Annotated in this window: 20 protein-coding genes; 15 read left to right on the top strand and 5 right to left on the bottom strand. The window is 31.9% G+C overall.

What is annotated here, in order from left to right:
• The first annotated feature begins 3 nt into the window (after positions 1-3).
• From dapE to ELQ11_RS01815, 7 genes are read left to right on the top strand one after another with little or no spacing between them, the layout of a single operon-like run.
• Entirely contained in the window at positions 4-1,101 is a 1,098-nt protein-coding gene (gene dapE, locus ELQ11_RS01785) for a succinyl-diaminopimelate desuccinylase (protein ID WP_126210757.1), read from the top strand.
• A gap of 9 nt (positions 1,102-1,110) precedes the next feature.
• Positions 1,111-1,302 (top strand): sulfur carrier protein ThiS, encoded by a 192-nt coding sequence (thiS, locus tag ELQ11_RS01790; RefSeq protein WP_002853007.1) that lies wholly within the window; start codon positions 1,111-1,113, stop codon positions 1,300-1,302.
• Entirely contained in the window at positions 1,299-2,102 is an 804-nt protein-coding gene (gene thiF / locus ELQ11_RS01795) for a thiamine biosynthesis protein ThiF (protein ID WP_126240418.1), read from the top strand. Before thiS ends, thiF begins: the two co-directional genes overlap by 4 nt.
• A 2-nt stretch (positions 2,103-2,104) precedes the next feature.
• Positions 2,105-2,881: a thiazole synthase gene (locus tag ELQ11_RS01800; RefSeq protein WP_126210756.1), complete on the top strand. Its 777-nt coding sequence runs from the start codon at positions 2,105-2,107 to the stop codon at positions 2,879-2,881.
• A 2-nt stretch (positions 2,882-2,883) separates the two neighbouring features.
• Positions 2,884-4,029, top strand: a complete 1,146-nt coding sequence (thiH, locus tag ELQ11_RS01805) for a 2-iminoacetate synthase ThiH (protein WP_134225118.1) — start codon at positions 2,884-2,886, stop codon at positions 4,027-4,029.
• Positions 4,019-4,630: a thiamine phosphate synthase gene (locus ELQ11_RS01810; protein ID WP_126264011.1), complete on the top strand. Its 612-nt coding sequence runs from the start codon at positions 4,019-4,021 to the stop codon at positions 4,628-4,630. Before thiH ends, ELQ11_RS01810 begins: the two co-directional genes overlap by 11 nt.
• Positions 4,623-5,789 carry a CynX/NimT family MFS transporter gene (locus tag ELQ11_RS01815; RefSeq protein ID WP_070252690.1) on the top strand — a complete coding sequence of 389 codons (1,167 nt, stop codon included), beginning with the start codon at positions 4,623-4,625 and terminating at the stop codon, positions 5,787-5,789. The genes ELQ11_RS01810 and ELQ11_RS01815 overlap by 8 nt, the downstream gene beginning before the upstream one ends.
• Here ELQ11_RS01815 and murG read toward each other — a convergent pair.
• Positions 5,760-6,788 (bottom strand): undecaprenyldiphospho-muramoylpentapeptide beta-N-acetylglucosaminyltransferase, encoded by a 1,029-nt coding sequence (gene murG / locus ELQ11_RS01820; protein WP_002870575.1) that lies wholly within the window; start codon positions 6,786-6,788, stop codon positions 5,760-5,762. The two genes, ELQ11_RS01815 and murG, sit on opposite strands and share 30 nt — an antisense overlap.
• Positions 6,785-7,948, bottom strand: coding sequence for a putative lipid II flippase FtsW (gene ftsW, locus ELQ11_RS01825; protein ID WP_002870576.1), 1,164 nt, complete (start codon positions 7,946-7,948; stop codon positions 6,785-6,787). Before ftsW ends, murG begins: the two co-directional genes overlap by 4 nt.
• Positions 7,949-8,087: 139 nt before the next feature.
• Here ftsW and ELQ11_RS01830 point away from each other — a divergent pair, with 139 nt between their 5' ends.
• From ELQ11_RS01830 to ELQ11_RS01845, 4 genes are read left to right on the top strand one after another with little or no spacing between them, the layout of a single operon-like run.
• The gene (locus ELQ11_RS01830) at positions 8,088-9,533 is read left to right on the top strand and encodes an acetyl-CoA carboxylase subunit A (protein ID WP_002856595.1); all 1,446 of its coding nucleotides are present in this window, start codon (positions 8,088-8,090) and stop codon (positions 9,531-9,533) included.
• A gap of 3 nt (positions 9,534-9,536) precedes the next feature.
• Positions 9,537-9,788: a hypothetical protein gene (locus ELQ11_RS01835; protein ID WP_126263963.1), complete on the top strand. Its 252-nt coding sequence runs from the start codon at positions 9,537-9,539 to the stop codon at positions 9,786-9,788.
• A complete protein-coding gene (locus tag ELQ11_RS01840; protein WP_002870578.1) occupies positions 9,788-10,507 on the top strand; it encodes an arginyltransferase in 720 nt (239 codons plus the stop codon). Before ELQ11_RS01835 ends, ELQ11_RS01840 begins: the two co-directional genes overlap by 1 nt.
• Complete coding sequence (locus ELQ11_RS01845; RefSeq protein ID WP_002861764.1) at positions 10,508-11,314, top strand: adenylosuccinate lyase; 807 nt, start codon at positions 10,508-10,510, stop codon at positions 11,312-11,314.
• Positions 11,315-11,337: 23 nt separating this feature from the next.
• Here the strand turns inward: ELQ11_RS01845 and cmeF are convergent, their stop codons facing one another.
• From cmeF to cmeD, 3 genes are read right to left on the bottom strand one after another with little or no spacing between them, the layout of a single operon-like run.
• A complete protein-coding gene (gene cmeF / locus ELQ11_RS01850) occupies positions 11,338-14,355 on the bottom strand; it encodes a multidrug efflux RND transporter permease subunit CmeF (protein ID WP_134225119.1) in 3,018 nt (1,005 codons plus the stop codon).
• A gap of 2 nt (positions 14,356-14,357) precedes the next feature.
• Positions 14,358-15,098: a multidrug efflux RND transporter periplasmic adaptor subunit CmeE gene (gene cmeE / locus ELQ11_RS01855; RefSeq protein WP_134225120.1), complete on the bottom strand. Its 741-nt coding sequence runs from the start codon at positions 15,096-15,098 to the stop codon at positions 14,358-14,360.
• On the bottom strand, positions 15,095-16,369 hold the full coding sequence (gene cmeD / locus ELQ11_RS01860; RefSeq protein WP_134225121.1) for a multidrug efflux RND transporter outer membrane subunit CmeD: 1,275 nt from the start codon (positions 16,367-16,369) through the stop codon (positions 15,095-15,097). Before cmeD ends, cmeE begins: the two co-directional genes overlap by 4 nt.
• Positions 16,370-16,494: 125 nt before the next feature.
• On the opposite strand from cmeD, the gene lepA reads away from it, so the two are divergent.
• From lepA to gyrA, 4 genes are all read left to right on the top strand, one after another.
• On the top strand, positions 16,495-18,291 hold the full coding sequence (gene lepA / locus ELQ11_RS01865) for a translation elongation factor 4 (protein WP_002870581.1): 1,797 nt from the start codon (positions 16,495-16,497) through the stop codon (positions 18,289-18,291).
• Between the two features lie 76 nt (positions 18,292-18,367).
• On the top strand, positions 18,368-19,012 hold the full coding sequence (mapA, locus tag ELQ11_RS01870) for an outer membrane lipoprotein MapA (protein ID WP_002870582.1): 645 nt from the start codon (positions 18,368-18,370) through the stop codon (positions 19,010-19,012).
• The gene (locus ELQ11_RS01875) at positions 19,009-19,584 is read left to right on the top strand and encodes a ComF family protein (protein ID WP_002870583.1); all 576 of its coding nucleotides are present in this window, start codon (positions 19,009-19,011) and stop codon (positions 19,582-19,584) included. The genes mapA and ELQ11_RS01875 overlap by 4 nt, the downstream gene beginning before the upstream one ends.
• A gap of 40 nt (positions 19,585-19,624) precedes the next feature.
• A complete protein-coding gene (gene gyrA / locus ELQ11_RS01880; protein ID WP_134225122.1) occupies positions 19,625-22,213 on the top strand; it encodes a DNA topoisomerase (ATP-hydrolyzing) subunit A in 2,589 nt (862 codons plus the stop codon).
• Position 22,214 lies beyond the last annotated feature (1 nt).

Consider the following 22,214-nt stretch of genomic DNA (forward strand, 5'->3'; position numbering starts at 1 on the left):
AAAATGAATGCAAAAGAATTTTTAATCGAACTTTTAAAATTTAAATCTGTTACGCCAAATGATGATGGAGCTTTAAATTTCATCGCTATGGAACTGAGTGATTTTGAAGCTTTTTTCATAGAAAAAGAAGGCATTAAAAACCTTTTACTCACTAAAAAATTTAAAGATGAGGGTGAGCATTTAGCTTTTGGTGGGCATGTAGATGTGGTGCCTGCAGGCGAGGGTTGGAGTAGTGATGCTTTCGTGCCTATGGAAAAAGAAGGCTTTATCTATGCAAGGGGTGCTCAAGATATGAAAAGTGGAGTAGCAGCCTTTGTAGATGCGACAAAGAATGCGGATTTTAAAGGAGCTAGGCTGAGTCTTATTTTAACAAGTGATGAAGAAGGCGAAGCTATATATGGAACTAAGGCTGTTTTAGAATGGATGCAAGAAAGAGATATACTACCTGATTATGCCGTGGTTGCTGAGCCAACCTGTGTTAAAAAAATCGGCGATAGCATTAAAATAGGGCGTCGTGGTTCTATCAATGGAAAACTTTTAATTCGCGGAAAACAAGGGCATGTTGCTTATCCTGAAAAATGTATCAATCCTGTGCATGATTTTGCACCGGTTTTAAAGCTTTTAGCGGGTTTTGATCTTGATCCTGGAAGTGCTGAATTTAGTCCTTCAAAAATCGTTATTACCGATATTCGTGGAGGTATGGGGGTATGTAATATAACGCCAAATGATTTAAAACTTATGTTTAATGTACGCAATTCCCCTGATACAAGCTTAGAAGATGTAAGAAGCTATGTAGAAAAAATTTGTCATGGTTTAAACTATGAGTTAGAGCTAAAACAATCAAGCGAAGCTTTTTTGACAAATATCGACAATAAAATCGTTCAAAAAATGAATGAAAGCGTTCAAAAAATCACTCATGAAGTGCCAGAGCTTAATACTAAAGGCGGTACAAGTGATGCAAGGTATTTTGCAAAATATGGTGTAAAAGTAGTGGAATTTGGGGTTTGTAATGATAGAATTCACGCTATTGATGAAAGAGTAAGTATAGAAGAATTTGAAAAACTTTGCCTTGTTTTTAAAGACTTGATAGAAAATTTTTAAAGGTTTAGAATGATTATCAATGGACAAAAGCTTGAGTTAAAAGAGCTTAAATTTATGGATTTTATCAAAGAAAAAGGCTTGAAAATAGAACTTATTGCTTTAGAATTAAATGGAGAAATCATACCAAAAAGCGAATTTGAAAATTTGATTTTAAAAGAAAACGATAAAGCTGAAATCGTAAGCTTTGTAGGAGGTGGATGATGAGAGTGAAATTCAATGGTAAAGAACTTGATACAGACTTTAAAACAAGTTTGGAATTTTTTGATAATATCAGCAAAAATGAAAATGATGTTTGGATTATCAATGGTTTTGCAACAAAAGAGAATATTGCTTTAAATGAAGATGATGAGCTTTTTTGTATAGAAAGAAATACTTTACCTCCAAAAGATGCGTTAGATGCTATGATGAGAGCAAGACACACTCCAAAGCTTCACGACAAGCTTAAAAATGGGCGCGTGGCGGTATGTGGTTTAGGTGGGCTTGGATCGCATATAGCGATAAATTTGGCAAGAAGTGGAGTGGGGTATTTAAAGCTGATTGATTTTGATGTGATTGAGCCCAGTAATTTGAATCGTCAAGCTTATCGTGTAAGTGATTTGGGTAAATTTAAAACCGAAGCTTTAAAAGAGCAAATTGGCGAGATTAACCCTTATATCAGCGTTGAAATTTGCACTTTAAAAATCAATGAGGATAATTTAAAGTCTTTGTTTAAAGATACAGATATAGTTTGTGAAGCTTTTGATAGTGCTATTGCAAAAGCGATGATGGCACAAAATTTTCATAGATTTTACAAAGATAGTATTTTAATCTGTGCTTCAGGGCTTGCGGGCTATGGTGATAGCAACAGCATACAAACAAGAAAAATTGCTAAAAATTTCTATGTGTGTGGGGATTTGGTAAATGGTGCTAAGCTAGGAAATGGACTTATGGCGCCAAGGGTAAATATTTGCGCAGGACATCAAAGTAACCTTGTTTTAGAGCTTTTAGCAAATAAGGAGTAAAAATGCAAGAAAATTTAAAAAACGATAAATTAAAAATAGGCAAATACGAGTTTGATTCAAGATTTATTTTAGGTTCTGGAAAATATTCACTAGAACTTATAAAATCAGCTATAGAAGAAGCTAAAGCGCAGATTATCACTCTAGCCTTACGCCGTGCAAATACAGGGGAAATTGCTAATATACTTGATTATATCCCTAAAAATATCACACTTTTACCCAACACTTCAGGCGCAAGAAACGCCGATGAAGCTTTACGCATTGCAAGGCTTTCAAGAGAGCTTGGTTGTGGAGAACTTATCAAGATAGAAGTGATAAGCGATAGTAGATATTTATTGCCTGATAATTATGAAACGATTAAAGCTTGCGAGCTTTTAGCCAAAGAGGGTTTTGCGCCCCTACCTTACATGCATGCTGATCTTTACGCAGCTAGAGCTATGCGTGATGCAGGAGCTGCGGCTATCATGCCTTTGGCAGCACCTATTGGGAGCAATAAAGGCTTATGCGCTAAGGAATTTATACAAATTTTGCTTAATGAAATTGATTTGCCTATCATTGTAGATGCGGGTATTGGAAGTCCTGCACAAGCTTGTGAAGCTATGCAAATGGGAGTAAGTGCAGTGATGGTAAATACAGCCATAGCTGAAGCTAAAGATATAGCCTTGATGGCTAGAGCTTTTTCTTTGGCGGTAAATGCGGGAAGAGTGGCTTTTTTGGCGGGTTTGGCAAGCGTGAGCGAGGCTAAAGCAAGTTCTCCATTAACAGGCTTTTTAAGGGATTAATCATGCAAGATTATATGCAGCATTTACCTCATATGCAGGAAATAAAAAGCGAAATTTTAAACAAGGTTTTAAGTCAAGTTCAAAGCTATGATGAGAGTCAATTTAGCGCTAAAGATGTTAAAAATGCTTTAAATCAAACACATTTAAGTATAGAACATTTAAAAGCTTTGCTTTCAAGCGCAGCAGAAGATTTCATAGAAGAATTAGCCTTTAAATCCGCTAAAGTCAAGCAAAAATATTTTGGAAATTCTATCTCTCTTTTTACTCCGCTTTATTTGTCAAATTATTGTAATTCTAAATGTGTTTATTGTGGTTTTCAAAAAGGTAATAAAATCGCAAGAGCTAAGCTAAATGAAGCTGAAATTCACGAAGAAATGCAAGCCATTGCTAAAAGTGGTTTAGAAGAAATTTTAATGCTAACAGGCGAGGGTAGGGAGTTTGCAAGTGTAGAATATATAGCAAATGCTTGTAAAATAGCTAGAGAGTATTTTAAGGTTGTAGGCGTTGAAATTTATCCTATGAATGAAGAAGAATATAAAATTTTACATGAAAAGGGTTGTGATTATGTGACTGTTTTTCAAGAAACTTATAATCCTTTAAAATATTCTAAAATTCATTTAGCTGGTGAAAAACGCATTTTTCCTTATCGCTTTAATGCTCAAGAAAGAGCTTTAAAAGCGGGTATGCGTGGAGTGGCTTTTGCGGCACTTTTGGGTATAGATGATTTTAGAAAAGACGCCCTTGCTACGGCACTTCATGCGCATTTTTTACAACAAGCTTATCCGCATGCTGAAATTTCTATTTCAGTGCCTCGTTTAAGGCCTATTATTAATAATGCTAAAATCCATCCTAAAGATGTGAGTGAAAAACGCCTTTTGCAAGTACTTTGTGCTTATAGACTCTTTTTACCTTTTGCGGGTATTACCATTTCAAGTCGTGAAAGAATAGGTTTTAGAGATGAGGTTATCAAGCTTGGTGCTACTAAAATGAGTGCAGGAGTGAGTGTGGGCATAGGTGAACATAAGGGCGAGAAAAAGGGCGATGAGCAGTTTGAAATTTCAGATGATAGGAGCGTGGATGAAATTTTAACTATGCTTAAAAGATCAAATTTGCAAGCTGTGATGAGTGATAGTATCTATGTGGGATAAAAAAATCATTGCTATAAGCGATAGAAAATGTTTAGAAATAGACTTTTTAAGGCAGATTGAAAAACTTGCTAAGGCTAAGGTAGATGCTATAGTTTTAAGAGAAAAAGATTTAAGCGAATTTGAGTATTATGACTTAGCAAAAGAAGTCTTAAGCATTTGTGCAAAGCAAAAAGTGACTTGTTTTTTGCATTTTTTTGATAGGGAGTGTTTAAAATTAGGACATCGTTATTTTCACGCACCGCTTTCTTTGCTAAGAAAAGAGCCTAAATTAGTAAAATATTTTCATATACTTGGCACTTCAGTCCATAGCAAAGAAGAGCTTTTAGAGGCGATGAGTTATAAGGTAAATTATGCTTTTGTAGGGCATATTTTTGAAAGTTCTTGCAAGGCGGGTTTAGAACCTAAAGGGCTTGATTTTTTAAAATCCTTGCTTGAATTTAGTCAAATTCCGCTTTATGCTATAGGCGGTATCAATGCTCAAAATATAGAAAATTTTAAAGATATAAATATAGCAGGCGTTTGTATGCGTGAAATTTTAATGAAAGAAAAAGATTTAAAAACATATATCCAAGTTTGCAAAGAAAGATTATCTTATGAGTAGTATTCAAAAAAAGATTTTTTGGCTTAATTTTTTCATCGTTGTGATTGTAGCTTTTAATCTGCGTGCTCCTATTACCGCTATAGGGCCTATAATAGATGTGATTAAAGATGCGTATGGGTTAAATTCTACTTTCGCAGGAGTGCTTACAAGTTTACCTTTGATAGCCTTTGGAAGTATTTCTTTTATAGTGGGATATTTTTCACCTATTAGGGCTATTATCGTGGGGATTTTTTTGATCTTTATTGGCGAAATTTTGCGTTCTTATACAGGGATATATGGCTTATTTTTGGGTATGTTAGGCATAGGTTGTGGTATAGCAATCGCTAATGTTTTATTGCCTAGTTTTATTAAAGAAAAATTTCCTAAAAAAATAGCAAGTATGATGGGGGTTTATAGTCTTATTTTAAGTATTTCTTCTATAGCAGGGGTAGCTTTAGCTATACCTTTACTTAGCGTGTTTGATTTAGCAGGTGCTATGTTTTTTTGGGCGATTTTTTCTTTTGTAGCTTTGGTGGTTTATTATCCTCAAGCCAAAAATGGTAGATTTTTTCGTGCTAAGAAAAAAAGTTCTAAAAAAATCAATCTTTTTACAAATGCAACCACTTGGAAGATCACTCTTTTTATGGGATTTCAAAGTTTTTTAGCTTATTCTTTGTTTTTTTGGTATGTTCAAATCGTTGTAGAAAAAGGTTTTGATAAAGAATTCGCTACAAATATGGTTCTTTTTGCTCAGCTTGTTGCAGCCCCAGTGTCCCTTTTTGGCCCATTGCTTTTAGGAAAATTAAGGCAAAAATTACATACTCCTTATATAGCAAGTTTATGTAGTATGTATGTAATCGCTTTTGCCATGCTTTTTGTTTTTGATAGTAAAACTTCTATTATTATTAGTGCTTTTATCATGGGCTTTCCATGGGGTGGGGTTTTTGGTATTGCATTGCTTTTTATCGCGCAAAAAAGTTCAAATACCCAAGTAGCAGCAAAGCTTTCTGCTTTAGCTCAAGGTTTTGGGTATTTAATCGCAGCACAAGGGCAGTGGATTATAGGCTTTTTACATGATAAATTTGAGAATTTTTCACTTGCTATTTTGATGTTGATTTTTGTAGGGATTTTGGTAAATATCTTTGGATATTTATCGTATAAAAGCCAAGTTATCAGATAGTGCTTTTTCTAGTAAAATATCCCCACCATTTTTTTGTGCTATATTTTGCAATCTTGTGGAAATATCTTCTAAGTTAAGTTTTAACATTGCTTTGAAAAAATCATCAAGATTGATCGAATCTTGCGTGAAAATTTGACATAAAGCTTGATCTTGTAAAAATTTAGCATTAAAGTATTGATGATTTTTAGCTGCATGAGGATAAGGTATGAAAATAGCAGGCAAGGTGTTAGCACAAAGTTCAAAAAGGGTGCTTGCACCTGCTCTTGATATAGCTAGATCTGCATTTTTCATTTTTTCTTCCAAATTTGAACTAAAGTCAAAAACATCAGCTTGGATATTTAAGCTTTGGTAGTGTTTTTTGCATTTTTCAAAATCATTTTTTCCACATTGATGGATGATTTTGATATTTTGTTCTTGAAGCTTTGGGGCGAGATTTAAAGCTAGTTCGTTTATAAAACTAGCTCCTTGTGATCCTCCTAGGAAAATAATATTTTTTAATTCTGTGCGAGTCCTAGCATTATCAAAAAATTTATTTGCCACAGGATAAGGACTAAATTCTTTTTCAAAGGCGCTAAAAAATTTTGTAGCGAAAGGTTTCAAAAGCATGTTTAAAGAGCCACTTTTTGAATTTTGCTCGTGTATAAAAAGAGGCAAATGTGAGAATAAAGCCGCAAAAGATGCAGGAGCTGCACTATATCCACCTACACTAAAAACGGCTTGGATGTGGTATTTTTTAAAAATTTCTCTACAATCTTTGGAGAGTTTTAAGGTGTGGAGTAAAGAACTAATTTTGCCAAATTTGTTTTGATTAACCACTCCTTTAGAGCTTAAAAAAAATTTTTCCTTAAAACGTACTTCATTTTCAAACCAAGCTTTATCTTGACCATTTTGACTACCTATGTATACACATTCTATATTTTTTTTAATCGCACTTTCTAATAAGCAACGCACTATGGCCAAATGTCCTCCAGTTCCGCCACCTGTTAAAGCTATTGTCATAATTTAACCTTTTTTGAAATCATTAATACATATCCTATACCTATACAAATTGCCCACATTGAACTTCCTCCATAACTTAAAAGTGGAACAGCCACACCTTTTAGTGGAGTAAGAGAAATAATACCAAAAGCATTCATAAAAAAGGAAAAAAGTAAAAGTAAGGCTATGCCTGAACAGAAAATAAAATCTTGTTTAGCTTCGCATCTTCCTGCAATTCTAAAAATTCTTAAAATCATCCAAAGATAAATATAACAAATAACTCCAAGACCCAAAAGTCCTATTTCTTCAGTAATTCCTGAAAGAATAAAGTCAGTATGTACTTCACTTAAAAAGCCTAATTTAAAAGTTCCAAGTCCTAAGCCTTCGCCAAACATTCCTCCATGGGCTATAGCATTTAAAGAGTGCGAAATCTGATAAGGTTCGCTGTTGCTACTTACTCTTAAAGCATTTGCCAACCAATCAGGAAGCATAGGTAAAAAAGCATCTTGTATATTCCCCCACCAAGAAGCAATTCTTTGAATTCTTCTTTGATTACTAGAAATTACCATTATACCTATCATCATAATGATTAAAGTTCCAAAAGCAAAAAGTCTTTTACTAGCTCCTGCAAAAAAAGCTAAAGCTAGAATTAAAAAGAAAGAAATTATACTTTGTCCTAAATCGTTTTGAGTGATATAAATATATCCTATAACTATAGAAGCTAAGATACAATAAGGCAGAAGAATTAGAGCCTCGTGTCTGATAGCTTTTTTGCTATCATCAATACGCCTTGTATAGCTCCATGCTAAAAAATAAATCAATCCTATTTTAAAAAATTCCACAGGAGAGATAGAGAGTGGGCCTAAGCGTATCCAGCGTTTAGCTCCTCCGCTAGCTGTTGCTAGTGCAGAAGGTAAAAATGGTAAAATGATGATAAAGATAAAAGAAACAATCAAAATAGCTAAAATAATTTTTTTAGAAAGTGCTTTATCAGGATCCAAACGAGAAATAAAAAACATTATAAGTATGCCACTAATTCCAAAAAAAAGCTGACGAATAAAAAAATGAAACTCGCTATAGTCAAGAAAAAGAACAGTAAAAGCTGTAAGAGAGTATGAAAATACTATTCCTATGGTGATTAAAATACAACTTAAATAAAATAATCTTTTATCAGCAACCATTATAATTATAACTTTTCTTTATTGGAATTAAAATTTTAAAAAGTTTTATTATAACTAAAATAAATTAAATTTTTTGCTAAGTTTTTGTAAGGAAAATTTGCTAAAATTAACAATAAAAATATAACAAAAAAGGCAAATTATGAATCAAATCCATAAAATTCTCATAGCAAATAGAGCTGAAATAGCTGTTAGAGTAATCCGCGCTTGTAGAGATTTGCATATTAAAAGTGTTGCAGTTTTTACAGAGCCTGATCGTGAATGTTTGCATGTAAAAATCGCAGATGAGGCTTATCGCATAGGAACGGATGCTATAAGAGGATATTTAGATGTTGCTCGCATTGTCGAGATTGCTAAGGCTTGTGGTGCTGATGCGATCCATCCTGGTTATGGATTTTTAAGTGAGAATTACGAATTTGCTAAGGCTTGTGAAGATGCTGGAATTATTTTTATAGGTCCAAAATCTGAAGTAATCCATAAGATGGGAAATAAAAATATCGCTCGTAAGTTAATGGCTAAAAATGGCATACCTATTGTTCCAGGGACTGAAAAATTAAATTCCTATAGCATGGAAGAAATTAAAATTTTTGCTGAGAAGATTGGTTATCCTGTTATTTTAAAAGCTTCAGGTGGTGGAGGTGGACGTGGAATTCGCGTTGTTCATAAAGAACAAGATCTTGAAAATGCTTTTGAATCTTGCAAAAGAGAAGCTTTAACATACTTTAATAATGATGAAGTATTTATGGAAAAATATGTAGTTAATCCTAGGCATATAGAATTTCAAATTTTAGGAGATAACTATGGAAATATTATCCATCTTTGTGAAAGGGATTGTTCTATCCAAAGAAGACATCAAAAGGTAATTGAGATAGCGCCTTGCCCTGGAATTTCAGATAATCTTAGAAAAACCATGGGTGTTACAGCTGTGGCAGCTGCTAAGGCTGTAGGTTATACAAATGCTGGAACTATAGAGTTTTTGCTTGATGATTATAATCGCTTTTATTTTATGGAAATGAATACAAGAATTCAAGTTGAACATCCAATTACTGAAGAAATTACAGGTATTGACCTTATTGTAAGACAAATTCGTATTGCAGCAGGAGAAATTTTGGACTTAGAACAAAGCGATATTAAACCTAGGGGTTTTGCTATTGAAGCTAGAATTACTGCTGAAAATGTATGGAAAAATTTTATTCCAAGTCCTGGAAAAATAGGAGAATACTACCCAGCTCTTGGACCATCTGTTAGGGTTGATAGTCATATTTATAAAGACTATACTGTGCCGCCTTATTATGATTCCATGCTTGCAAAGCTTATTATTAAAGCAACAAGTTATGATTTAGCGGTTAATAAACTTGAGCGTGCTTTGAAGGAATTTGTGATTGATGATATTAGAACAACGATACCATTTTTAATTGCCATTACAAAAACAAGAGAATTTAGAAGAGGGTATTTAGACACCTCTTTCATAGAAACACATATGCAAGAATTATTAGAAAAAACAGAAGATCGTCATCAAGAAAACAAAGAAGAAGTTATAGCTGCAATAGCTGCTACGCTTAAAAAAATACGAGAAAGTAGAGAATAATAGATGGATTTTTTAGACAGTCTTAAAAGTATTAAAAAAGAAATACAAGCTAACGCCAATACTCCAAAATTAGCGAAGAAATCAAGCAAGAGTGGTGCAAGTGTAAAAAATTTAGAAAAACTAGCTAAAGATATTCGCGAAAAAAATCAAGAAACAAACATAGATAAGGAAATGCAAGAAATTTTCTTAAAGCAAGAAAAACTACAGGATGAATTTTCCGAATTTATCAAAAATGCAGATATTAAGAAAATTTAATGCTTGAGATTGGTTTTTGTACTCTTGAAGATCAGTGTCCTTACTTAAAAGATAAACGCTCAAGAATAGAGTATAAATACATTGAAAATTGCCCTAAAGAAATCAATAATGGGCTAATAAAACGAGGTTGGCGTCGTTTTGGTAGGTATTTTTCACGCCCTATTTGTAAAGATTGTGATGAATGTTTAAGTCTTAGAATTTTAGTTAATGAATATAATTTTTCAAAAAGTGAAAGAAGGGTTATAAATAAAAATATTAACACCAAAGTTATGCTTAGAACACCCAATTTAAGCAATGAACATTTGTTTTTATATGATAAATACCATCGTTTTATGGAAGAAAAAAAGAACTGGAAGCGTTATGATTTAAGCTTTAAGCAGTATTATAATCTTTATGTCGATGGTTTTATGAATTTTGGATATGAGCTTGCATTTTATATAGAAGATAAGCTCGTTTGTGTTGATTTGATTGATATTTTAGAGGATGGAATTTCAAGCATTTATTGTTTTTATGATCCTGATTTTTCGTATTTTTCTTTGGGTAAATTTTCTTTGCTCAATGAAATACAAATAGCTAAAAAAATGAACTTAGATTATATTTATCTTGGGTATTTTGTAAAAAAGTGTCAATCTTTATCTTATAAAGCCGATTATACACCCAATGAAATTTTAAAAGGCACTAAAGAGCTTTTTGAAAATGAGGTTTTATGGGAGAAATAGATGCAAATCGTGCAAACTTTAGAAACTATCAATGTTAATACAGATGATATTAGCGTATTTCAGTATTTTAAAGACTTGATTACCAAAAATTTCACAAAGGTCATAGGACGAAAAAATAAAATTTTTTCTTTTTTTGAAGAAAATGAAATTCCACAGCGTCGTTATTTCTTAAAAGTTTTAGATCAAAAATATCGCAAAAGTACAAATGAAGGTATAGAGAATTTACAAGATGCTCATTTTAAAACTTTTAGATTAAATTTTGAGCAAAATAATATGCTTAAGCCTATGTTGTTTATCAAGATTGATTTTGCTGCGGGTAGAATTTTGATGAAGTTAAGCTCTAATGAAAAATTATTTGTTACTTATATAAGAAATTATTTTCAAGATCATAATATAGAATACAATGAAATGACAAATATTCTAATTTTAGAATATAAAAACGAGAATACCCTTGAACTTTTTGAAGCTTTTGCGGATGAGAGCGAGCACTTAAAATATTGCGTGAATTTTGAAGTTGACCGCGAAGAGTATAAAAAATTTCGCCAAAATATTCACAATAAAGAAAATATGAAATGGAAATTTAATGCTTTAGCTAAGCTTTTTAGTAATTATTTTAATACTTTAGAATGCACTCCGCAAAATGATCTTAGTGAAATCAGACAAAAATATTTGATTTTGGTAAAACTTTATCATCCTGATTTTCATCAAGGAAAAAGTGCAATAGAAAAAGCTTACGCAAGAGAGCAGTTTGAAAAAATACAAATTGCCTATGATAACTTAAAAGCACTTTATAAGAATAATACTTAAAAAAATTAAATTAATCATTTTGGTTAATTTAATTTTTCCCTCTCATAAATTTTTCTTAATTTGCTATCTAGTTTAAAACAAAATTTAAAAAGTGCAGGTACTACGAGTAAGGTAAGCAAAGTCGAACTTATAAGCCCAAAGATAATGGCTATTGCCATAGGAGAATTGGCTTCATAGCCCGCACCCCTTGAAAGAGCAAGCGGGAGCATAGCAAAAATCATAGCAAAAGTTGTCATCAATATAGCCCTTAAGCGTGATTTTCCAGCGATTAAAAGAGCTTTATCAGGATCTAAACCTTCATGGCATTTTTTATTGGCCACATCTACGAGTAAAATAGCATTTTTCCCCACCATACCAAAAAGTAAGATGATGGCAATAAGTACAAAAAGCGAAAAATTATGCCCTGTGATAAAAAGCCCTATAGAAGCTCCGCCAAAGGCTAAAGGCATGGTTATCATGATGATTAAAGGCAGAATAAAACTTTCATAAAGTGCGGCTAAAACAAGATAAATTAAAACAAAAGCAAGTACTACTGCCATAGCAAAACCTTGCACGGTTTCACCTAAAAGATTGATAAAGCCTGAAAAAGCATAGCTAAGACTTGCATTATTATTTAAAATTTTATCCATATTATCTAGTAAAAGTTTTTGCACCGCTCCTAAGGAAAGATCATTTACTCCAGCTGTGATTTTCACAGAGCGGTTTTTATTATAACGATTGATAGTTTTTAAATCCTTACTGTATATAAAATCCACCACGCTTGAAAGTTCTAAATTTACACCTTGGTTGTTTTTAATACTAATGCGTTTTAAAGCTTCTATGTCTTTTTTAAATTCTGGAGCAAAACTTAGGATAATATCATCTTTTGAATTGTCTCTATCCATACTTCCTACGCTAAGTTGCGAGAAAGAATACCCTAAAACCCCAGCGATATATTCAGGATTGACATCTAAAAGTTTAGCTTTTTCTTTGTTGATGTGTAAGGCTACTTCATCTTTTGTAGCATTGGCATTATCGCTTATATCTACAATGCGTGCATTAGTGCCTAAAATTTCTTTTGCTCGAGAAGCTGCTTCTTTTAGTGTGTTTAAATCATCTCCTAAGATTAAAAACTGCACGGGATCATCAATGCCTGCACCCTCTATCTTTGGAAGTTCTAAAATTTTGATTTTTAAACTTTCATCTTGAAATTTTTGACGATATAAACTTACTATAGTACTTTGTCTTAAATTTCTTTCGTCTAAATTTTTAAGTTTAACATAAATTTTAGCCTTTGTAGCATCTTTGGCATCATCATAGCCTACAAGTAAAAAAGCGTATTTGACATTGCTATCATTTTTGATTTTTTCAAGCAAATTTAAACTTTTTTCTTTCATGGCTTCTAAACTTAAATCTTTTTTGCTTTCAAGTAAAACTTGAATTTCGCTATCATCTTCCATAGGTAAAAAATCAAGCCCTATACGGGTAGCTAAAGCAAAAGAAAGCCCTACAAAAACAAGAGTGGCTAGGATAAATTTTGCTTTATTTTGTAAAATTTTATAGAGTAAATTTTCATACTTTTGCTCTATTTTTTCAAAAAAAGCTTCTGTTTTTTCATAAAACTTACTTTCTTTTGGATTTAAAAATCTTGCTCCAATACTAGGTATTAGAAATACAGAAACCAAAAAGCTTATCACTATCCCACTTGCAACGCTTATGCCTAAGGCATTGAAAAAAAGCCCTGGTATAGAGTTCATATAAGAAATAGGGATAAAAACACAAAGTAAAACTATACTGATGCTTAAAACGCTAAAACCTATTTCATTGATACCTAAAAAAGCAGCTTGTAAAGGCGGATAAGTTTTTAGTTTTTTAGCGATATTTTCAATCACTACTATAGCATCATCGATAAAAATTCCTATGCTTAAGGTTAAAGCTATAAAAGTTAAGCGGTTTAAATCATAACCTAAAAGATCGATAATAAAAAAAGTTGAAATGATAGAAGTAGGTATAGCTATGCAAGCAATGAGAGTTGCACTTAAATTTCTTAAAAATAAAAATACAATTACAAGGGTTAGAAAAATTCCCAAAACCATATCAAAAATCACTTGAGAGAGATGCTTGTGGATATTTAAGCTTTTATCATAAAGCATATTAATGCTTATATCTTTTGGAATTTGTTTTTCTAAAATAGGCAAGGCATTTTTGACATTTTTAATCATTTCAAGGGTGTTATAATTTGTGATTTTTCCGAGTTCTAAAAGCACTCCTTCTTTACCTTCGTATAAAGCACTTTGTTTTTCATCTTCATAAAGGCTTGAAATATTAGCAATATCGCTTAAAAATACCCCTGTTTTTATGCGAAGATTACTAAGTTCTTCTAAATTTGTGGCTTCAAAATAGCCTTTGATGATATAGTTATCTTGATTGTTATTAAGTTCGCCTAGGGCTTGTTTAAAATTTTGACTTTTGATGATATTTGCTACATCAAGGGCGTTAAGATTGTATTTTCTAAGTTCATTTGGTTTTAATTCTATGCGAATTTGGGGTTCTAAAAAACCTTTAGCTTCGATTTTACCTACTCCTTCAACTCTTTGCAAAAAAGGCTTTATTTTATCATTGATTTCACGCATGAGTTGTAATTTATCTTTAGAATATAAAAAAAGCGAAATAGCAGAACCAGAATCTGAACTGATTTTTTCAATTTCAGGCTTAGAAGGTAGGCTTAAAGTTCCTATTTTATCACGCACATCATTAGCAGCTACTTCAAGATTTTTACCCAGTTTAAACTCCACTACACTCACACTAAAATTATCATACGCAGCTGAGGTTATGGTTTTTACTCCATCAATTTCACTTAAAGCATTTTCTATCTCTTTGGTGATTTTTGATTCTACGAAATTTAAGTCCCCATTAACCTTGCTTGTGATTTTTATAAGAGGTATGGAAACATTAGGAAATAAATTTACATTCATGCTAAAAGCAGAGATTAGCCCAAAAATCATAAGAGCTAAGAAAAACATTAGCACGGTAATAGGTCGGTTTATAGCTAGTTTAAACATTTTTAATCTTTAGTGATGATTCTACCTTCGCCAAAAAGCCCCGGTGTTAAATTTGTAGTTTGCACTTCAGCATAAATTTTTCTTGTTTTTACTTCTATACTTGGATAGATAAGGCTGATTTTTCCTTTAAATTCTGTACCATTTTGATCGATTTTATAAAAGAAATCATCGCCTAATTTAACTTTATCTTTGTATTTTTCATCAAAACTTAAAATCAGTTTGCTTTGTGGATAGGAAAAAATTTCTATTAAAGGTTGGGCTACTCCTCCTACTCCTTCGCCCACTTGTATAAATTTGTTTGCGATAATAGCATCATAAGGTGCACGCAATTCTTTTTTTGCCATGATATTTTTATAATAAGCTATATTGATTTTTGCTTTGATTAAATTTAAATTAGCTGCATCAAATTTAGCTTTCATATCTTCATAGCTTTGTTTGTCTATAACATTTTCTACAGCTTTGATTTTTTGCATTCTGCTTTTGGTATTTTCGTATTCTACAAGGGCAAGTTGATAAGAATTTTGAGCATTTTGAAGAGCTATTTTTTCACTTTCTTGATCAAGAGCAAGTAAAAGTTCTCCTTTGCTGACTTTTTGTCCAATTTCTACAGGAATTTTTTGAACTAAACCTATGCTTTCAAGGGCAAGTTTGCTTTGTTTTGATGCTTCTACATTGAAACTTGCGTAAATTTCTTCGCCAAAGGTGCAATTAAAAGCAAGAAGTAAAAATAGAATTTTTTTCATTCTTTAACCTTTGAATTAAGATCTATACCTGCATTAAAATAATAATTTGCTTTAGTAATTTCAAATTCATTTTTAGCAAGCTCTAAATCGCTTTGTGCTTTAAATTTAGCCTCTAAAGCTTGAAGATATTCCACATAAGAAACAAGTCCTGCTTGGTATTTTTTATCTACACTTTCAAAAGCTAAATTTGCAGCATTTAAGCTAAGATTAAGAGCTAAAATTTGTTCTTGTAAAACTTTTAAACTTTTGTCTAAATAATTTAATTCTTCTTTATTTTTTCTCTCACTAAACCTTGCGTTTGCATTGGCTATTTGAACGTTTAAACGCTCTTTTTCAACTTCTTTAGCCCTTGCATTGAAATCAAAAATTTTCCATTCCATACCTAAAATAAACTGATTACCTTGAGAATATTTTTCTAAGAATTGATCCGCTAAATTTGCAAAAGGAGCCGGAACTTTTGGATTATAATTGTTTTTATAAAAGTTAAAATTATCTTGAATATAAAATTTTGGAAAATATTCAGCTTTTGCTAAATTTACACTTTCTTTAGCAAGATTGATTTGTTCTTTAGCTATCATTACTTCATAGTTTTGACTTTTTTCTTGTTGCGGATTTTCTAAAAAAGCATTCCCTTGCACTTTAAAATCTGTATCGCTTAAAATTTTAATCTCTTTTTGTATATTGGCAAGTTTTAATTCATTTTGACTGAGCTCTAATAAGCTTAAATGATATTTGGCTTTAATGCTTTCAAGTTCATTTTTAGGGCTAAGTCCTGCATCGTAAAATTTTTGCAATCTTTCAAAAGTTGATTTTAAAAAAGCTACTTTTTGTTGATTGGCTAGTAAAATTTTTTCAAGACTTAGGGTGTTAAAATAAAGTGTGATTGCATTTAAGGCAAGGTAATTTTTGCTTTGTTCTTTGTCTAAAAGGCTTAATTTTTCTTTGCTTTCTAAAGCCCTTAAATTGGCCTCTCTAGCACCCCCATCAAAAAGCAAAAAATTAAGAGAGACTTTAGCAAATAAACTTTCTTGTGGATCGATGATGAAGCGATCTTTATTATTGGCTACATAAGCTGAGTTTAGACTAAGAGAGGGTAGGTAATTTCTAAAAGCTTGTTCTTTGTCCAAATTTGCTTGTTCGCTTTGCATTTGTTTAATGAGATAGGATTCATTATTTTGACTTAGTGCTATAAATTCGTGCAAATTAGAAGCTAACATTGCTAAGGGATAAAGAGCTAAAAATATAGCTGATTTTAAATATTTTTCAAACATTTGATATTTTAGTATGCTTTATATAAATTTCAATTGAAGTTTTTTATATAAAATAAAATTTATTTGTTTTAAACATAAATTTTGTTAAAATCCTAGCTTTAAAATTTTATATTTAGGATGAAATTTTGTCGGTAAAAAATATTAGAAATTTTTCTATTATAGCTCATATAGATCATGGAAAATCTACTCTTGCAGATAGGATTATTAGCGAGTGTGGTGCTATTAGCGATAGGCAGATGAGTTCACAAGTTATGGATACTATGGATATAGAAAAAGAGCGTGGTATCACCATAAAAGCACAATCAGTGCGTTTAAATTATAAATTTAATAATGAAAATTTTGTTTTAAATCTTATTGATACTCCTGGCCATGTGGATTTTTCTTATGAAGTGAGTCGTTCTTTGGCAAGTTGTGAAGGGGCTTTACTTGTAGTAGATGCTTCTCAAGGTGTTGAAGCACAGACTATAGCTAATGTTTATATAGCACTTGAAAATAATCTTGAAATCATTCCTGTAATTAATAAAATCGATTTACCTAATGCTGATGTTGAAAAAGTCAAGCATGAAATCGAGCATATTATAGGCATAGATTGTAAAGACGCCATTTGCGTGAGTGCAAAAACAGGAGTGGGTATAAAAGAGCTTATAGAAACAATTATCACTAAAATCCCTGCGCCAAAAACAGATGATGAAGCTCCTACTAAGGCTTTAATTTATGATTCTTGGTTTGATAATTATTTGGGTGCTTTGGCTTTGGTTAGGATTTATGAGGGAAGTATAGCTAAAAACGATGAAGTTTTAGTCATGAGTACAGATAAAAAACATATAGTTCAAGATCTTTTTTATCCCCACCCTTTAAGTCCAATTAAAACTCAATCTTTACAATCAGGTGAAGTAGGCGTGGTGGTTTTAGGGCTTAAAACTGTAGGCGATGTACAAGTAGGCGATACTATTACTTTAGTAAAAAACAAAGCTAAAGAAGCCATAGGCGGTTTTGAAAAGGCTAAAGCTTTTGTGTTCGCAGGACTTTATCCTATAGAAACGGATAAATTTGAAGATTTAAGAGATGCTTTGGATAAGCTAAAGCTTAACGATAGTTCTATTACCTATGAGCCTGAAACTTCTTTGGCTTTAGGCTTTGGTTTTAGGGTAGGGTTTTTAGGACTTTTACACATGGAAGTGATTAAAGAAAGGCTTGAGAGAGAATTTAATCTTGATTTAATTGCTACAGCTCCAACTGTGACTTATGAAATTTATCAAACCGATGGAGAGCTTGTTAAAATTCAAAATCCTAGCGAACTTCCTCCTGTTAATAAAATCGATCATATAAAAGAGCCTTATGTTAAAGCCACTATCATTACTCCAAGTGAATTTTTAGGGAATTTAATCACTCTTTTAAATCGCAAAAGAGGAGTGCAGGTTAAAATGGACTATATTACACCTGAGCGTGTTTTATTAGAATATGATGTGCCTTTAAATGAGATTGTGATGGATTTTTATGATAAATTAAAGTCCTTAACAAAAGGCTATGCGAGTTTTGATTATGAACCTATAGAATTTAGAGTAGGGGATTTGGTAAAACTTGATATTAAGGTAGCAGGTGAAAATGTTGATGCGCTAAGCATTATCGTGCCTAATGAAAAAGCACAAAGTAAAGGAAGAGAACTTGTTAGCGCTATGAAAGAAATAGTTCCTAGACAGCTTTTTGAAGTAGCCATTCAAGCAAGTATTGGAAATAAAATCATCGCAAGGGAAACCGTTAAATCCATGGGTAAAAATGTGACAGCAAAATGCTATGGTGGGGATATTACTAGAAAAAGAAAGCTTTTAGAAAAGCAAAAAGAAGGTAAAAAAAGAATGAAAGCTATAGGTAAGGTAAATTTACCTCAAGAAGCTTTTTTGAGTGTTTTAAAGATAGATTGATGATAAATTTAAAACTTGGCTTGAAATTTGCTTGTATTTTTAATACAATTTTAAAATAATTTTCTAAGGAGAAAAAATGTTTAAAAAATTTTTGATTTTTATAGTGCCTATTTTATTTTTGAGCGCTTGTGCAACTAAACAAGATACTTTTGCTCAAGTTAATCAAATTTCTAAAAATTCTCAATGTAGTTCTTGTGAAAGTCCTGATGGCTTTGAAGCAAAGATTAAAGGGCTTTTATACATTAGCGATGTTGGAATTCAATGTTGTGCCAATAAACGCACTTTAGATACCGGTATTGCTTTAAAAAAGGTTTATTTGCATAGATTTTATGATTTAAAAGAAGGACAAAAAGTTTTAAATGCTAAAGGGAAAAAGTTATTTGTTGATGTGAATTTTAATGCGGTATTTTATACTTATTTAAAACAAGAACTTGAAGCTAGAGGAATAGTTGTGCTTGACAATAATGATCAAAATTCACCTTATGTGAGTAAGATTGATTTAGAATTTATATCTTATGGAGCAACTCAAGATACTACAGGATTACATTCAAAACTAGTAGGAGTTTTACAAGTTAGCGATATAAACAAAAATAAGAAATTTACAATCCGCACCAAGCAAGATGTACAAGGTTTCGATGATCTAAAAGAAACAACTTTTTATACTCATTTGTTAATAAAACAAATGGCAAATAAAGCAGCTAGTTTAATTTCTGAACTTTGAGGTGTATAAATTGCGGAGCTTTTGCTCTGCTTTGCTTTTGTGATTTATGTGAGCTAGAGCTTTCTGAATTTTCCTTAAATGTAAGAAAGCTTGATAATAATTTCAAAGTCTATTCTTTTTATAAATACCATGAAATACAACACTTGCTTCACTCTAAACATTATTTTTATGGTTATTTTGTTTATAAAATGCTTGCTAAATTAAGTTTTGCAAAATTTAAAGATTTTTTTGATCCTAGAATGACAATCAATGTTATAGCCTTAGATGATAAGGTTGAAGATATGCTTTATTCGCATTCTGCTATTTTAGCTAGATATCTTAAAACAAAATTTGTAAAACCTGTTTTTAATGTTTTAAAAGCACAAAATCATATTAAATATTCTGGAAAAAGTTTAGAATTTCGTCAAAAACATAAAAGAAATTACAAACTCTTAAAAACCATTCACGAACCTGTAATTTTAGTAGATGATATTGTAACGACTGGTTCTAGCCTTTTGGAAGCTAAAAAAGTTTTAGAAGAAAATAAAATTTCTGTACTTTTTGCTCTTGTTTTAGCTGATGCAAAAGTTTAATATGCTATAATCAAAACTTTGAACTAATAGAAGGATTTTTATGGAGAATATTTTTAGCAAAGATTCTGATATTGAACTTGTAGATATAGAAAATTCTATAAAAAGTAGTTATTTAGACTATTCTATGAGTGTTATTATAGGTCGTGCTTTGCCTGACGCAAGAGATGGTTTAAAGCCTGTTCATAGAAGAATTTTATATGCTATGCAAAATGATGAGGCAAAAAGTAGGACAGATTTTGTCAAATCAGCCCGTATAGTGGGTGCTGTTATAGGTCGTTATCACCCACATGGAGATACAGCAGTTTATGATGCTTTGGTTAGAATGGCTCAAGATTTTTCTATGAGATATCCAAGTATTACAGGACAAGGCAACTTTGGATCTATAGATGGCGATAGCGCTGCTGCGATGCGTTATACTGAAGCAAAAATGAGTAAACTTTCTCATGAACTTTTAAAAGATATAGATAAAGATACAGTCGATTTTGTTCCAAATTATGATGGTTCAGAAAGTGAACCTGATGTTTTACCTTCTAGGGTTCCAAATTTATTATTAAATGGTTCAAGTGGTATAGCTGTAGGGATGGCAACAAACATCCCGCCTCATAGTTTAAATGAGTTGATAGATGGGCTTTTATATTTGCTTGATAATAAAGATGCAAGCTTAGAAGAGATTATGCAGTTTATTAAAGGCCCAGATTTTCCAACAGGTGGAATAATTTATGGTAAAAAAGGTATTATAGAAGCTTATCGCACAGGGCGTGGTCGCGTGAAAGTGCGAGCTAAAACTCATATTGAAAAAAAGACAAATAAAGATGTTATTGTTATAGATGAGCTTCCTTATCAAACCAATAAAGCTAGGCTTATAGAGCAGATTGCAGAGCTTGTTAAAGAAAAGCAAATTGAAGGAATATCTGAAGTAAGAGATGAGAGTAATAAAGAAGGAATCCGCGTTGTTATAGAGCTTAAACGTGAAGCTAAGAGTGAAATTGTTTTAAATAATCTATTTAAATCTACCACTATGGAAAGTACTTTTGGTGTGATTATGTTGGCAATTCACAATAAAGAACCTAAAATTTTCTCTTTGTTAGAACTTTTAAATCTTTTCTTAACCCATAGAAAAACAGTTATTATTAGAAGAACGATTTTTGAACTTCAAAAAGCAAGAGCAAGAGCTCATATTTTAGAAGGTCTTAAAATTGCACTTGATAATATAGATGAAGTGATTGCTTTAATTAAAAACAGTTCTGATAATAATACCGCAAGAGATTCTTTGGTAGCTAAATTTGGTCTTAGTGAGCTTCAAGCCAATGCTATTTTAGATATGAAACTGGGTCGTTTAACAGGACTTGAAAGAGAAAAAATCGAAAATGAACTTGCAGAATTAATGAAAGAAATTGCAAGACTTGAAGAAATTTTAAAAAGTGAAACCTTGCTTGAAAATTTAATTCGCGATGAATTAAAAGAAATTAGAAGTAAATTTGATGTGCCACGTATTACTCAAATTGAAGATGATTATGATGATATTGATATTGAGGATTTGATTCCTAATGAAAATATGGTTGTAACTATTACCCATCGTGGTTATATTAAGCGTGTGCCTAGTAAACAATATGAAAAGCAAAAACGAGGCGGAAAAGGAAAATTAGCCGTTACGACTTATGATGATGATTTTATAGAAAGTTTCTTTACGGCAAATACACATGATACGCTTATGTTTGTAACAGATCGTGGACAGCTTTATTGGCTTAAAGTTTATAAAATTCCTGAAGGCTCAAGAACGGCTAAAGGAAAAGCAGTGGTAAATCTTATTAATTTACAAGCTGAAGAAAAAATCATGGCTATTATTCCAACCACGGATTTTGATGAGAGTAAATCTTTATGTTTCTTTACTAAAAATGGTATTGTAAAGCGTACAAATTTGAGTGAATATCAAAATATCAGAAGTGTAGGAGTTAGAGCGATCAACTTGGATGAAAATGATGAGTTGGTAACTGCTATTATTGTTCAAAGAGATGAAGATGAAATTTTTGCCAGTGGTGGTGAAGAAAATTTAGAAAATCAAGAAATTGAAAATTTAGATGATGAAAATCTTGAAAATGAAGAAAGTGTAAGCACGCAAGGTAAAATGCTCTTTGCAGTAACCAAAAAAGGTATGTGTATCAAATTCCCACTTGCTAAAGTGCGTGAAATCGGTCGTGTAAGTCGTGGGGTGACGGCTATTAAATTTAAAGAGAAAAATGACGAATTAGTAGGTGCAGTTGTTATAGAAAATGATGAGCAAGAAATTTTAAGCATAAGTGCAAAAGGTATAGGAAAACGCACAAATGCTGGAGAATATAGATTGCAAAGCAGAGGTGGCAAAGGTGTAATTTGTATGAAACTTACAGAAAAAACCAAAGATCTTATTAGCGTAGTTATAGTGGATGAAACTATGGATTTAATGGCTCTTACAAGTTCAGGTAAGATGATACGTGTTGATATGCAAAGCATTAGAAAAGCAGGGCGTAATACGAGTGGTGTCATTGTAGTTAATGTGGAAAATGACGAGGTGGTTAGCATCGCTAAGTGTCCTAAAGAGGAAAATGATGAGGATGAGTTAAGCGATGAAAACTTTGGTTTAGATTTGTAAT

Source organism: Campylobacter sp. US50a, from assembly GCF_004379015.1.
GTDB classification, from domain to species: domain Bacteria; phylum Campylobacterota; class Campylobacteria; order Campylobacterales; family Campylobacteraceae; genus Campylobacter_D; species Campylobacter_D jejuni.